At 57.9% G+C, this 13,041-nt stretch carries 14 protein-coding genes and 2 tRNA genes; 12 read left to right on the plus strand and 4 right to left on the minus strand.

What is annotated here, in order from left to right; translation table 11 throughout:
- Positions 1-64: 64 nt before the first annotated feature.
- The 4 genes from ALB80_RS04655 (at position 65) to ALB80_RS04670 (ending at position 7,060) form a co-directional block, all read left to right on the plus strand.
- On the plus strand, positions 65-1,840 hold the full coding sequence (locus tag ALB80_RS04655; protein WP_050602856.1) for a diguanylate cyclase: 1,776 nt from the start codon (positions 65-67) through the stop codon (positions 1,838-1,840).
- A 39-nt stretch (positions 1,841-1,879) separates the two neighbouring features.
- On the plus strand, positions 1,880-3,007 hold the full coding sequence (locus ALB80_RS04660) for an alpha-hydroxy acid oxidase (RefSeq protein WP_050602857.1): 1,128 nt from the start codon (positions 1,880-1,882) through the stop codon (positions 3,005-3,007).
- A 153-nt stretch (positions 3,008-3,160) separates the two neighbouring features.
- Positions 3,161-6,598, plus strand: a complete 3,438-nt coding sequence (locus ALB80_RS04665; RefSeq protein WP_050602858.1) for a pyruvate carboxylase — start codon at positions 3,161-3,163, stop codon at positions 6,596-6,598.
- A 78-nt stretch (positions 6,599-6,676) separates the two neighbouring features.
- Positions 6,677-7,060 (plus strand): MAPEG family protein, encoded by a 384-nt coding sequence (locus ALB80_RS04670; protein ID WP_050602859.1) that lies wholly within the window; start codon positions 6,677-6,679, stop codon positions 7,058-7,060.
- A gap of 12 nt (positions 7,061-7,072) precedes the next feature.
- Here the strand turns inward: ALB80_RS04670 and ALB80_RS22125 are convergent, their stop codons facing one another.
- A complete protein-coding gene (locus tag ALB80_RS22125) occupies positions 7,073-7,225 on the minus strand; it encodes a hypothetical protein (RefSeq protein ID WP_157054140.1) in 153 nt (50 codons plus the stop codon).
- Between the two features lie 148 nt (positions 7,226-7,373).
- Between ALB80_RS22125 and ALB80_RS04675 the strand changes: the two genes are divergently transcribed.
- The 3 genes from ALB80_RS04675 (at position 7,374) to ALB80_RS04685 (ending at position 8,504) form a co-directional block, all read left to right on the plus strand.
- Positions 7,374-7,448, plus strand: a tRNA-Gly gene (locus tag ALB80_RS04675).
- A 33-nt stretch (positions 7,449-7,481) separates the two neighbouring features.
- Positions 7,482-7,556, plus strand: a tRNA-Gly gene (locus ALB80_RS04680).
- Between the two features lie 81 nt (positions 7,557-7,637).
- Positions 7,638-8,504: a GNAT family N-acetyltransferase gene (locus tag ALB80_RS04685; RefSeq protein ID WP_050602860.1), complete on the plus strand. Its 867-nt coding sequence runs from the start codon at positions 7,638-7,640 to the stop codon at positions 8,502-8,504.
- Here ALB80_RS04685 and ALB80_RS04690 read toward each other — a convergent pair.
- On the minus strand, positions 8,501-8,740 hold the full coding sequence (locus ALB80_RS04690; RefSeq protein ID WP_050602861.1) for an Lrp/AsnC family transcriptional regulator: 240 nt from the start codon (positions 8,738-8,740) through the stop codon (positions 8,501-8,503). The genes ALB80_RS04685 and ALB80_RS04690 overlap by 4 nt on opposite strands.
- Positions 8,741-8,893: 153 nt before the next feature.
- Here ALB80_RS04690 and hisB point away from each other — a divergent pair, with 153 nt between their 5' ends.
- Entirely contained in the window at positions 8,894-9,481 is a 588-nt protein-coding gene (hisB, locus tag ALB80_RS04695; RefSeq protein WP_050602862.1) for an imidazoleglycerol-phosphate dehydratase HisB, read from the plus strand.
- Positions 9,482-10,120, plus strand: coding sequence for an imidazole glycerol phosphate synthase subunit HisH (gene hisH, locus ALB80_RS04700; protein ID WP_050602863.1), 639 nt, complete (start codon positions 9,482-9,484; stop codon positions 10,118-10,120).
- 3 nt (positions 10,121-10,123) lie between these two features.
- On the opposite strand, the gene ALB80_RS04705 is transcribed toward hisH, so the two are convergent.
- Positions 10,124-10,525 carry a DUF2147 domain-containing protein gene (locus tag ALB80_RS04705; protein WP_050602864.1) on the minus strand — a complete coding sequence of 134 codons (402 nt, stop codon included), beginning with the start codon at positions 10,523-10,525 and terminating at the stop codon, positions 10,124-10,126.
- A gap of 134 nt (positions 10,526-10,659) precedes the next feature.
- On the opposite strand from ALB80_RS04705, the gene hisA reads away from it, so the two are divergent.
- Positions 10,660-11,379, plus strand: coding sequence for a 1-(5-phosphoribosyl)-5-[(5-phosphoribosylamino)methylideneamino]imidazole-4-carboxamide isomerase (hisA, locus tag ALB80_RS04710; protein WP_050602865.1), 720 nt, complete (start codon positions 10,660-10,662; stop codon positions 11,377-11,379).
- Between the two features lie 4 nt (positions 11,380-11,383).
- Here the strand turns inward: hisA and ALB80_RS04715 are convergent, their stop codons facing one another.
- The gene (locus ALB80_RS04715) at positions 11,384-11,830 is read right to left on the minus strand and encodes a DUF302 domain-containing protein (protein ID WP_050602866.1); all 447 of its coding nucleotides are present in this window, start codon (positions 11,828-11,830) and stop codon (positions 11,384-11,386) included.
- 120 nt (positions 11,831-11,950) lie between these two features.
- On the opposite strand from ALB80_RS04715, the gene hisF reads away from it, so the two are divergent.
- Together hisF and ALB80_RS04725 are read left to right on the plus strand one after the other, a co-directional pair.
- Complete coding sequence (gene hisF, locus ALB80_RS04720; RefSeq protein WP_050602867.1) at positions 11,951-12,712, plus strand: imidazole glycerol phosphate synthase subunit HisF; 762 nt, start codon at positions 11,951-11,953, stop codon at positions 12,710-12,712.
- Positions 12,709-13,026: a phosphoribosyl-ATP diphosphatase gene (locus ALB80_RS04725; protein ID WP_050602868.1), complete on the plus strand. Its 318-nt coding sequence runs from the start codon at positions 12,709-12,711 to the stop codon at positions 13,024-13,026. Before hisF ends, ALB80_RS04725 begins: the two co-directional genes overlap by 4 nt.
- Positions 13,027-13,041 lie beyond the last annotated feature (15 nt).

A 13,041-nucleotide genomic window follows, 5' to 3' on the forward strand; every position in this document is an offset into this window, starting at 1 on the left:
GCCTGTTAACCCTCTGTCAAATCTTGAATCGGATGCCTATCTGAGTGTTGTGGGAGCGGAAATAATGGAACAGGTGGAACCGACAGGTCAGTCATCAAGGCTGAAAATGGTGGGTGTGACCGTAATGTTGCTTGCGCTGACGGCAGCAGCAGGCTGGGGAATCTATGCCGTTCCCGCACCGGTGGTTGATCGCATGCTGGAATCCGACCTGCGAGAAAGCGCAATGCAGATGAGCCGTCAGGTCGAAAGCCACCTGAGCGATCTGAATGCTACTTTCCGTTTTCACGCATTGACCGAGCATGATGAAGAATTTCTGGAGCTGTTGCCCAAAACCTCGGACATTTATCGCGTCAAGCTGTTTGAAGCTTCGGGGCACGTTTTCTGGTCGACACGTACAAATGATATTGGAACCGTGAACACACAACCGTTTTTCCAGTCGGTCGTCGCGGCCGGCGGTCTCTATTACAAACACCAAGAGAAACCGATCACGGAAAAAGATTCGTTTGATCCCGATCATGCCGGAGATACAGGCCTAAGCAGTCGTCACGTGGCCGAGGTCCACACGCCGATCATCAAGGATGCGGTGTTTCTGGGGGCTATCGAATTCTATTCGGATATTGCAGACCTCAGGAACCTGTTTATCTCCCGCGTCCGCATTTCTTTGACGTTTTTGAGCGGAGTCGCCTTGCTGGCACTGACCACCGTCATCCTGATTGTCCACCGCACCAACCGCCGTCAGGTGCGTGATCTGCGCAAACGTGCCGAAAAAGAACGTGAGCTGATGGATGAACAACTGCGCCTGGCTAGAGAGGTTCGCCTGCTCGGGGAATTGAACGAATGGTTGCAATCAAGTCGATCACTGGACGAGCTTTTCGAAATGGTCTCACGCTTTATGACCCACATTTTGCCTGAGTCGGAGGGCAGTGTTTATGTCTATTCGAACTCTCGCGATGTGCTGGATGGCTGCGCCAGCTGGAATGGCGGCGCGCACAAGGCGCATATCCATCCTGAAGGTTGCTGGGGCTTGCGGCGCGGCAGGACCTATGAGTTCGGCGCATCCGAGATCGATTTTGTCTGCGAACATGCCGAACCGCATGACGGCCGACCCTATTTCTGCTTTCCCATTCTGGCACATGGCGAAACAGTTGGTCTTCTGCACCTTAGGGCAATCGAAGGGCGTGAGGATTGTTTCAACAAAAGCCGTAAATTGGCTCAATTATGCGCCGAACAGATCAGCATGGCGATTGCCAATGTCCGCATGCGGGATCAGCTTCATGACCAATCGGTACGCGACCCGCTGACCGGATTGTTCAATCGCCGCCACATGACCGAAACGCTGCGCAAATCCATCAGCCGCTGCCAACAAACGGGCGCTGCGCTGAGCCTGATTGCGGTGGACGTCGATCACTTCAAGAAGTTCAACGATACACATGGGCATGATGCCGGTGACATGGTCTTGCGCGCGGTCGGCGCCGCGCTGGAGCAAGGCTGCGACAGGGACGAAATCGCCTGCCGCATCGGCGGCGAAGAATTCATGCTGATTCTGCCCGACAACAGCCCCGAAGACGCCGTAACTCGTGCCGAACAGTTGCGTCAGGCGGTCGAAGCCGTAGCTGTACGCTATGGCGAGAAGGCTCTGCCCCGCATCACGATGTCGGTTGGGGTCGCGCATTACCCGGCCCATGGCACCATTCCACAGGACCTGATGCGTGCTGCCGACGACGCACTGTATGTTGCCAAGGATAAGGGTCGCAATCAGGTTCAGGTTGCCTGCGGAACCACGGATCCGGCTAAACGCGCAGGGCCTGAAAGCAAGCATCCCTCGACAGATGCAGCCTAAAAACCTTGCCGAATCGCGTGGTGGATCGGATCAATCTGCATGGATCTGCACAGCACCTATCCCGGCATTCCGGACCTGAAACGACGCGCGCGCCGCCGCCTGCCGCATTTTGTGTGGGAGTATATCGACAGCGGAACCGGTATTGAAACGACGTTAAACCGCAACCGCATTGCGCTGGATGATGTCCGCCTTTCCCCCTCGATCCTGCACGGTGAGCTGGAGTTTGACACATCAAGGACGTTTCTGAGTACCGCTTGTCCATTGCCCTTCGGAATCGCCCCCATCGGGATGTCTGGACTGGTCTGGCCCGATGCGGAGCGGCTGTTGGCGCAGGCCGCTGCGCAGGCGGGTATTCCCTATACCCTGTCCACCGTTGCCAGCCAAAGCCCCGAGGATTTGGCCCCGCATTTGGGACCAAACGCGTGGTTTCAGCTTTATCCACCGCGGGACCCCGAAATTCGCAAGGATATGCTGGATCGGGCGCGCCAGGCCGGATTTCGAACTCTGGTGCTGACCGTGGACGTCCCTGTTGCCTCGCGCAGGGAACGGCAAACCCGCTCAGGTCTCAGGCAGCCGCCAAAGCTGACGCCGCGCTTGCTGGCACAGATTGCGGCAAGACCCGCCTGGGCTATGGGGATATTGCGCAACGGCGTGCCGCATATGCGCACTCTGGACAAGTACATCGAAAATCCCGGAGATCTGCCTCCGACGGCCCATGTCGGATACCTGTTAAGGACCTCGCCAGCGTTGGACTATGTCTCGTGGCTGCGCGATCATTGGGACGGACCTTTTGTTATAAAAGGCATCCTGCGCGCCGAAGACACAGAGCGTCTGGAACAGATCGGGGTGGACGCCCTTTGGGTCTCGAATCACGGTGGGCGTCAGTTTGACGCCGCTCCTGCCAGCATTGAGGTTCTTCCTTCGATTCGCAAAGCAACTCGCCTGCCCCTGATCTTTGACAGCGGTGTCGAAGGCGGGCTGGACATTCTGCGTGCGCTGACTCTGGGAGCGGATTTCGTCATGCTTGGGCGCGCATTCTTGTACGGATTGGCGGCACTTGGCACGCGCGGACCCGCCCATGTCATCGATATTCTAAATCAGGATCTGCACGCAAATATGGGTCAGATGGGCCTAGCAGATTTGTCTCAATTCGAGAGAAAGCGCTAAGTATTTGATGCTGCGGCGCGGCATAAGTATAAGAGCGCAGCGACCAAGGGCGTTTGCGAGCGGTAACATGCCGGTTCTACCCAGAAGAACGGATATACCTGCGCGTATTGTTTGCCCAAAGAGACGCCCAAACACAAAAGACCGGGACCTATTATGACAGACTTCTCCAAGATCCTGATCGCCAACCGCGGCGAGATTGCCATCCGCGTTATGCGCGCAGCAAACGAGATGGGAAAACGAACCGTCGCCGTTTACGCCGAAGAGGACAAACTGGGCTTGCACCGGTTCAAGGCGGACGAGGCGTATCAGATCGGTGAGGGCATGGGGCCGGTCGCGGCCTATCTGTCGATCGATGAGATAATCCGTGTTGCCAAGCAATGCGGCGCAGACGCGATCCACCCAGGCTATGGCCTGCTGTCCGAGAACCCGGATTTCGTAGATGCATGCGTCAAGAATGGCATCACCTTCATCGGCCCCAAGGCGGAAACCATGCGTGCGCTAGGCGACAAGGCCAGCGCGCGGCGTGTCGCAATCGCGGCGGGTGTACCTGTCATTCCGGCAACCGAAGTGCTGGGCGATGACATGGACACCATCCGCAAAGAGGCCGCCGAGATCGGCTATCCGCTGATGCTCAAAGCCAGCTGGGGCGGTGGTGGTCGGGGAATGCGCCCGATCCAGTCGGAAGATGAGCTGGAAGAAAAAGTTCTGGAAGGTCGCCGCGAGGCCGAAGCCGCCTTTGGCAACGGCGAGGGATATCTGGAAAAGATGATCATCCACGCCCGCCATGTCGAGGTACAGATCCTGGGCGACAAGCATGGTGAGATCTATCACCTCTATGAACGCGACTGCTCGGTCCAGCGCCGGAACCAGAAAGTGGTCGAACGCGCCCCCGCCCCATACCTGAGCGAAGAGCAACGCGCCGAGATCTGCGAGCTGGGCCGCAAGATTTGTGCCCATGTGAACTATGAATGCGCTGGCACGGTCGAATTCCTGATGGATATGGAAACCGGCAAGTTCTACTTCATCGAAGTGAACCCGCGCGTACAGGTGGAACACACCGTGACAGAAGAAGTCACCGGCATCGACATTGTGCAGGCGCAGATCCTGATTGCGGAAGGCAAAACACTGGCCGAGGCCACCGGTGCAGCAAGTCAGGCAGACGTACATTTGACCGGTCATGCTCTGCAGACCCGGATCACGACCGAAGACCCGCAGAACAACTTCATCCCCGATTACGGCCGCATCACCGCCTATCGCTCGGCCACTGGCATGGGCATTCGTCTGGACGGCGGCACGGCGTATGCAGGCGGTGTGATTACGCGCTATTATGATTCGCTGCTGACCAAAGTAACGGCTAAAGCGCCGACCCCCGAGGCAGCAATTGCCCGCATGGACCGTGCGCTGCGCGAGTTCCGTATTCGTGGCGTCAGCACCAATATCGACTTCGTCATCAACCTGCTGAAGCATCCGACCTTCCTGTCGAACGAATACACCACCAAGTTCATTGACACGACGCCGGACCTGTTTGCCTTCAAGCGCCGCCGCGATCGGGGCACCAAGGTTCTGACTTATATCGCCGACATCACGGTGAACGGTCACCCCGAAACAAAGGATCGGCCAGAGCCGCGCGCCGATCTGAAAGAGGCCAAGCCCCCCGCGCAGAAGGCAGAGCCGCAAATGGGCACTCGCAACCTGCTGGAGCAGAAGGGCCCGCAGGCCGTGGCCGACTGGATGAAAGCGCAGCGTCAGCTGCTGATCACCGATACCACCATGCGCGACGGGCACCAGTCGCTGCTGGCAACCCGTATGCGCTCGATCGACATGATCAAGGTGGCACCCACCTATGCCGCAAACCTGCCGCAGCTGTTCTCGGTCGAATGCTGGGGTGGCGCGACCTTCGACGTGGCCTATCGCTTCCTGCAGGAATGCCCGTGGCAGCGCTTGCGTGACCTGCGCGAAGCGATGCCGAACCTGATGACCCAGATGTTGCTGCGCGGCGCGAACGGTGTGGGTTACACCAACTATCCCGACAACGTAGTGCAGGAATTTGTGCGTCAGGCGTCCAAAAATATCGACGTGTTCCGTGTGTTCGACTCGTTGAACTGGGTCGAGAACATGCGTGTGGCGATGGACGCCGTGGTAGAAAACGGCAAAATCTGCGAAGGTACCGTCTGTTACACCGGTGACATTCTGGACCCGGATCGCGCCAAATATGACCTGAAATATTATGTCGGCATGGCGAAAGAGCTGCGCGATGCCGGTGCGCATATTCTGGGCCTGAAGGACATGGCTGGCCTGCTGAAACCGGCCTCAGCCAAGATCCTGATCCGCGCGTTGAAGGAAGAGGTCGGTCTGCCGATCCACTTCCACACCCATGACACTGCAGGTATTGCCAGCGCGACCATTCTGGCGGCGTCCGAGGCGGGCGTCGACGCGGTGGATTGCGCGATGGACAGCTTCTCGGGCAACACCAGTCAGGCAACACTGGGCACTGTGGTCGAGGCGCTGCGCCATACCGACCGCGACACCGGGTTGGACATCAAAGCGATCCGCGAAATCAGCGACTACTTCGAGGTTGTACGCGGCCAGTACGCGGCCTTTGAATCCAGTCTCCAGGCTCCGGCATCGGAAGTCTATCTGCACGAGATGCCCGGAGGCCAGTTCACCAACCTCAAGGCGCAGGCGCGCAGCCTGGGGCTGGAAGAGCGCTGGCATGAGGTGGCGCAGATGTATGCGGACGTGAACCGGATGTTCGGCGATATCGTGAAGGTGACACCGTCGTCCAAGGTTGTTGGCGACATGGCACTGATGATGGTCAGCCAGAACATGACCCGCGAACAGGTCGAGGACCCGGGCACCGATGTGGCCTTCCCTGACTCGGTCGTAGACATGATGCGCGGCAATCTGGGTCAGCCTCCGGGCGGGTTCCCCGACACTATCATAAAGAAGGTGCTCAAGGACGAAGCCCCCAACACCGAACGCTCCGGCAAGGACGTGCCTGCGGTTGATCTTGAGGCCACCCGCGAAGAGCTGTCCAAGCAATTGGAAGGCAAAGAGGTCGATGACGAGGACTTGAACGGATACCTGATGTATCCCAAGGTCTTTTTGGACTACATCGGCCGTCACCGGGTTTATGGCCCGGTCCGCACCCTGCCCACGCGCACCTTTTTCTACGGCATGGAGCCGGGCGAAGAGATCACGGCGGAAATCGACCCGGGCAAGACGCTGGAAATACGCTGCCAGGCCATTGGCGAAACGGATGAAAAGGGCGAGGTTAAAGTGTTCTTTGAACTCAACGGCCAGCCGCGTGTCATCCGGGTTCCGAACCGGATGGTCACATCGACCACGCAGGCTCGGCCTAAGGCCGAGGTCGGCAACCCAGATCATGTCGGAGCCCCCATGCCGGGTGTTGTGGCCACTGTCGCCGTTACTGCGGGCCAACAGGTCAAGGAAGGCGACATGCTGCTGACCATCGAGGCGATGAAGATGGAAACCGGTATCCACGCCGAGCGCGACGCGACGGTCAAAGCGGTTCATGTGCAGCCCGGCGGCCAGATTGACGCAAAGGACCTTCTGGTCGAGCTGGAATAAGCTGCAGAACCTTCTACAGTTCAAAGGGCCGCGCGGGAAACTGCGTGGCCCTTTTCTATAATGGAACGGAGATACACCATGCTTGCAATCACCCCGATCTACGCGGCCCTGATCGCACTGCTTTATGTGACGCTCAGCGTCAAAGTGATCCTGCAGCGCCGCAGCGACAAGATCTCAGTCGGGGATGGCGGCAGCAAAATGATGATCAAAGCGGTACGGACGCATTCCAACTGCGCCGAATACGCACCCATCGGCCTATTGCTGATCGCAATGGTGGAGTTGCAGGGCGCAGGTGGCGTGCTTTTGCATGTGCTGGGCTTGCTGTTGCTGGCAGGACGTTTGCTGCACGCTTATGGGTTTGGCAGAACGCCACAGATCGTCATCCTGCGACAGATTGGCATGGGGCTGACTTTCACGGCGATATTGGTCGCTGCCATTGCGAATCTGGTTTTGGCGCTCTGACCGATTGCGGGTTTAACCCGCCAAAACCCGCGTTTCGATCAGCGGGGCTTGCATCAGGGTTGGCTCGACCTCTGCCACCCTGTCTTCGCCGCGCGCGCAGATCAGTGTTGTAAGCGCAATCAAGGCAGCCAACACCGCCATTTTCAGGTCCGCTGTATTTGTCATTTTCTTCTCTCAGCCCCTCTTGTTTTGTGATGCTCTGGATTTAGAACGCTTCAACCCTAGATTTCCGTCGAAAGATTTTTCCGCTTTTTTGCGTTTTTCCGCTTGCAGCCCCGCGTGGGAATTTATACATCCCTCCTCACTCAACGGCGCGGGCGTAGCTCAGGGGTAGAGCATAACCTTGCCAAGGTTAGGGTCGGGCGTTCGAATCGCCTCGCCCGCTCCATTGAGAGGTCTTTGGACCACATATGTATCTGATGCGGGCGTAGCTCAGGGGTAGAGCATAACCTTGCCAAGGTTAGGGTCGGGCGTTCGAATCGCCTCGCCCGCTCCAGATACAAAACTGTCCAAACATGCTGGTTCTTTGCTGGGCGTTGCGCCATTCTGGCCGCATTACGCAATGCAGGATTACCCTATGTCTGATTACATCATCCGCCCGCTCACTGCCGCCGAAGTTCAGCACGCCGTCGATTGGGCCGGGCGCGAGGGCTGGAACCCGGGGGTTCATGATGCCGAGTGCTTTCGTCCGACGGACCCGGACGGCTTCCTGGGAGGCTTTCTGAACGGAGAGATGATCGCATCAGTTTCAGCGGTAAACTACAACGATCACTTTGCTTTCCTGGGCTTCTACATCGTCAAACCCGAATTCAGACACCATGGCCACGGGCTTGAGATCGCGCAGCATGCGCTGGCCCATTGCACCGGGCGCAACATGGGTCTGGACGGCGTGGTCGAGCAACAGGACAATTATCGCAAGTCCGGGTTCACCTTCGCCTATAACAACTATCGGTTTGCCGGAACGAAAACTCGGATGTTGGCGAAACTGGACACATCTCCGAATGATCGCATCGCGGATCTGAACAACGCATCCGACGCATTGAAGGCTTATGACCGCAAACTGTTCCCTGCGCCACGTGACCTTTTTTTGGATAGTTGGCTGAGCGCTTACAGCCATGTCTCGAAGGTATATACTGAGAATGGCGAGATCAGAGGCTACGCCACGCTGCGCCCTTGCCTCACGGGCTATAAAGTAGGGCCTCTGTTTGCGGACACCACCGATATTGCAAAGGCGTTGTTGAACGCTGTCTTGTCCTCGATCCCCGAGGACCACAATGAACACGAGGTTTTCGTAGATATGCCTCAGCCCAACGCATCAGCCTTCGCATTGGCCGACGAACTTGGGCTGGATAAAGTCTTTGAAACGGCCCGGATGTATTCCGACCACGAGCCGGATATCGATCTGAACCGCATCTTTGGCGTCACCACGTTCGAACTTGGTTAAAACGCCTTGAACGTCATCGTCGTCAGCGAACGTTCGATGTTGGGAATCACCAACAAATGTTCGTTGATGAAATGGCCTACATCCTCGGTTTCGGGGATGTAGAGTTTGAGCAGCAGGTCGTATTCACCGCTGGTGGAATAAAGTTCCGAATGAATTTCGCGCAGAGCGATTTCCTCGGCCACCTTATACGTGGTGCCGGGTTTGCAGCGGATCTGGATGAAAACGCAGGTGGACATGATGTAACCCTATCGGTTCGTTTGCTTGCAAGCTGACACGGGGCACAGCCGGGTGCAATCCCCTGCAACAGTTTGCCGTGAATGCCACCTATGGTCTGGATAAGGCAACCCAACCCCGTCTATAAGCGCGCCTGTAGCAAAAGGAATTCGCCCATGCGCAGCGCTTCGATCAGCCGCAAGACCGCCGAGACCGAAATTTCGGTTCAGGTCAATCTGGACGGCACCGGCACCTATGACAACCAGACCGGCGTCGGGTTCTTTGACCATATGCTGGATCAGCTGGCGCGCCATTCGCTGATCGACATGACGATCGAGGCCAAGGGCGATTATCACATCGACGACCACCACACGGTCGAGGATACCGGTATTGCGCTGGGTCAGGCACTGGCGCAGGCTTTGGGCGACAAGAAAGGCATCCGTCGTTATGGCGAATGTCACCTGCCCATGGACGACGCACAGGTACGCTGTGCGCTGGACCTTTCGGGCCGTCCCTTCCTGATCTGGAACGTTGATCTGCCGACCCAGAAGATCGGTACATTCGACACCGAGCTGGTGCGCGAGTTCTTTCAGGCGCTCAGCACCCATGGCGGCATCACGCTGCATATCGATCAACTGCACGGTTTCAACAGCCACCACATCGCCGAAGCTGCCTTCAAGGCCGTTGCACGCGCCCTGCGGGATGCGGTTGAGACCGACCCCCGCAAGGCGGACGCTATTCCGTCAACCAAAGGCGCGCTGTAAATGCTGACCGCAATTATTGATTACGAAAGCGGTAACCTGCATTCGGCCGAGAAAGCATTTCAGCGCATGGCGCGCGAGGTGAACGCGGGCGAGGTTGTTGTAACCTCGGACGCGGATGTTGTCGCGCGAGCGGATCGTCTGGTTCTGCCCGGTGACGGGGCATTTCCGGCCTGTGCTTCCGAGCTACGCGGCCACAAAGGTATCTATGATGCGATGGTCGAGGCAGTCGAGCAGAAAGGCCGCCCGTTTCTGGGTATCTGCGTCGGCATGCAACTCATGGCAACAACAGGCCATGAATATACTGATACGGATGGTCTGGACTGGGTTGCCGGTGATGTGGTCAGGATCGAGCCTTCGGATTCAACTCTGAAAGTACCCCATATGGGCTGGAACAATCTGGTTCTGGAAAGCGATCACCCCGTGTTCAACGGGGTGAAATCGGGGGATCACACCTATTTCGTGCACTCCTACCACTTCCGCGTCACGGATCCGGCACAGCGGCTAGCTTATGTGGAGTATGGTCAGGAAGTCACGGCCATTATCGGCCGCGACACGATGGTTGGGATGCAGTTCCACCCCGAGAAAAGCCAGGACGTTGGCCTGCGCCTGCTGGGCAATTTCCTGACCTGGAAACCCTGACGCTTACTGGACCCTTGTCCAGGTCTGACCCCGGCAGATCAGACCGCCCGCCACACAGCCTTTGACGGTCAGTTTGTTCTGGCCGTCCAGCGACATTTTCGAGTTATAGGTCTTGTCGCGGTCCGGGGCCCAGATCTTGCCGCTGTCATAACTACCGCCACCCTCGGGCACCATGTCCCAGATGATCTGTTTACCCAGATTTTCATATTCCAGCTGCTGGTTGCCATCCGCGTCGAACGCACTGTCGATGGTACCGCAAATCGCGCTGCCGCATTCTGAAATTGTTACGTGCAGATATCCGCCTGTATCACCCGGTGCGGTCTTCCACAGACCATCGACGGGATCAGCGGCCATTGCCCCGGTTGCAAGAAGCGTCAAACCCGCTGCAAAAGTAAATCTCTTCATGGTTTTCTCCCTGTTTTGAGGACAGTCTGACCCGCCAATGAGCGACGGGCAAGAATGACCCAGCGTCGCGTTGCATCCCCTGCCCTGCTTGTGCGATATCCCGCGCGTGTAACAGTGATATAGGGCCGCCCGACATGATCCTCTACCCCGCCATCGACCTCAAAGACGGCAACGCCGTCCGCCTTCTGCGCGGAGAAATGGACAAGGCCACCGTTTTCAACGAAGACCCCGCCGCACAGGCCCGCGCCTTTGTCGAGGCGGGATGCGAGTGGCTGCATCTGGTCGATCTGAACGGCGCATTCGCGGGTGTGCCTGTCAACGCCGCTCCTGTCGAAGCGATTCTGAAAGCGTGCAATGTGCCCGCTCAGCTGGGCGGTGGCATCCGCGACATGGCCACCATCGAGACCTGGATAGACAAGGGTCTGGCCCGGGTCATTCTGGGCACGGTTGCTGTCGAAAACCCCGATCTGGTGCGGGAAGCCGCCAAAGCCTTTCCCGGTAAGGTCGCTGTGGGTATCGACGCGCGCAACGGGATGGTTGCCACCAAAGGTTGGGCCGAAGAAACCGACGTGCAAGTCACCGACCTTGCCCGCAGCTTTGAGGATGCCGGTGTCGCCGCAATTATCTATACCGATATCAACCGCGACGGCGCCATGCAGGGTCCGAACATCGAGGCCACCGCCGCGCTGGCACAGGCTGTATCAATCCCGGTCATCGCCTCGGGCGGTGTCAGCTCTTTAGAAGACCTGATTGCCCTGCGCGACTGTGGTGTCGAACTGGACGGCGCGATCTCGGGTCGGGCGCTGTATGATGGCGCGATTGACCTGGCCGAGGCCATTCGCGCCCTGTCTTGATAGGTTACTGCGCGGCAGCGGCGGTCAACTTGGCCAAAGCGCCGCGCATCTTTTCGATGACGGGTGACTTTTCGACTTCATCCAGCTCATCCATTGTCTCTTTGGGGTCTTCATAAGCCAGCCAGACCTGACCGTTGGCATCTTCATAGGCCTGAACCTTGAGCGGCAGGAACAGCCCGGCACGTGGATCAATCTGCATGGCTGGTGTGCCCAGCGCAGGATTGCCGAAAATCAGCACCTGATTGGCGGGAATGGGTGTGCCGACCTTTTCCGCCCCGGCCGCATGGTCGATGCGTGCAAACACGGTGGCCCCGGCGTTGCCGACCGCTGCTTCCAACGCGTCCAGCGCCTCAGCCACGGATTTATTTGTTTGAACTTTGATGATGTCGTCAGCCATGGCGGATAGTGCGCCCCCGAATGTTAGAATTGAAGCCAGAAGAAGATGTTTCATTTCGATAATCCTTTTCATGAATTTCACCTCTAATTTCCATGGCTTCACGATGGATCGCAATCACAAGTCTGGCATCGGCGGGGCTTTGCCGCTAAAGGTCCGGCAACGAAGGACGCCCAGATGCTAAAAACCCGGATCATTCCTTGTCTTGATGTTGCTGATGGCCGCGTGGTCAAAGGTGTAAATTTCGTCGGTCTGCGCGATGCAGGCGACCCGGTGGAATCGGCCAAAGCCTATGACGCTGCCGGTGCAGATGAGATCTGTTTTCTGGATATTCACGCGACCCATGAGAACCGAGGAACTATGTTCGATGTGGTGCGACGCACGGCCGAGCAGTGCTTTGTGCCGCTGACAGTGGGCGGTGGCGTACGCACCAAGGATGATGTCCGTGCCTTGCTTTTGGCAGGGGCGGACAAGGTCAGCTTCAACTCGGCCGCCGTTGCCAACCCGGATGTGATCGCGCAAGCAGCGGACCAGTTCGGAGGTCAGTGCATTGTCTGCGCCATCGACGCCAAGACGGTCAGCCCCGGCAAGTGGGAAATCTTTACCCATGGCGGACGCAAGCCCACCGGCATTGATGCTGTGGAATTTGCAAAAACTGTCGTTGCCAAAGGGGCCGGAGAAATCCTGCTGACCTCTATGGATCGTGACGGCACAAAGGCTGGGTTCAACCTGCCCCTGACCCGCGCAATTTCCGATGCAGTGGACGTGCCGGTGATCGCCAGCGGCGGTGTCGGCAATCTGGACCATCTGGTGGAAGGCGTCACGAAAGGCCGGGCGAGTGCGGTACTCGCTGCTTCGATCTTCCACTTCGGCGAATACACCATCCGCGAAGCCAAGGAACACATGGCCGCCGCTGGTATCCCGATGAGGCTGACATGAGCATTCTGCACGAACTGGCCAATACAATTGAGGCTCGGAAGGGTTCTGACCCGGACTCGAGCTGGACGGCCAAGCTTCTGGCCAAAGGCCCTGAAAAATGCGCCGAGAAATTCGGTGAGGAAGCCATTGAGGCGATCATCGAGGCTGTTAAGGGTGATAAAGCCAAGTTGACCTCTGAGGCGGCGGATGTTCTGTATCACCTTCTGGTCATGCTGGCCGCGCGGGACGTGGTGCTGGACGATGTCTTGGCCGAACTGGCCCGTCGTCAGGGCGTCAGCGGCATCGCGGAAAAGGCATCCCGCTCCGACGGGTAACGCCTGGGTTCCGCG

The sequence above is a fragment of the Ruegeria sp. 6PALISEP08 genome, from assembly GCF_001238295.1.
Classification (GTDB): Bacteria; Pseudomonadota; Alphaproteobacteria; order Rhodobacterales; family Rhodobacteraceae; genus Ruegeria.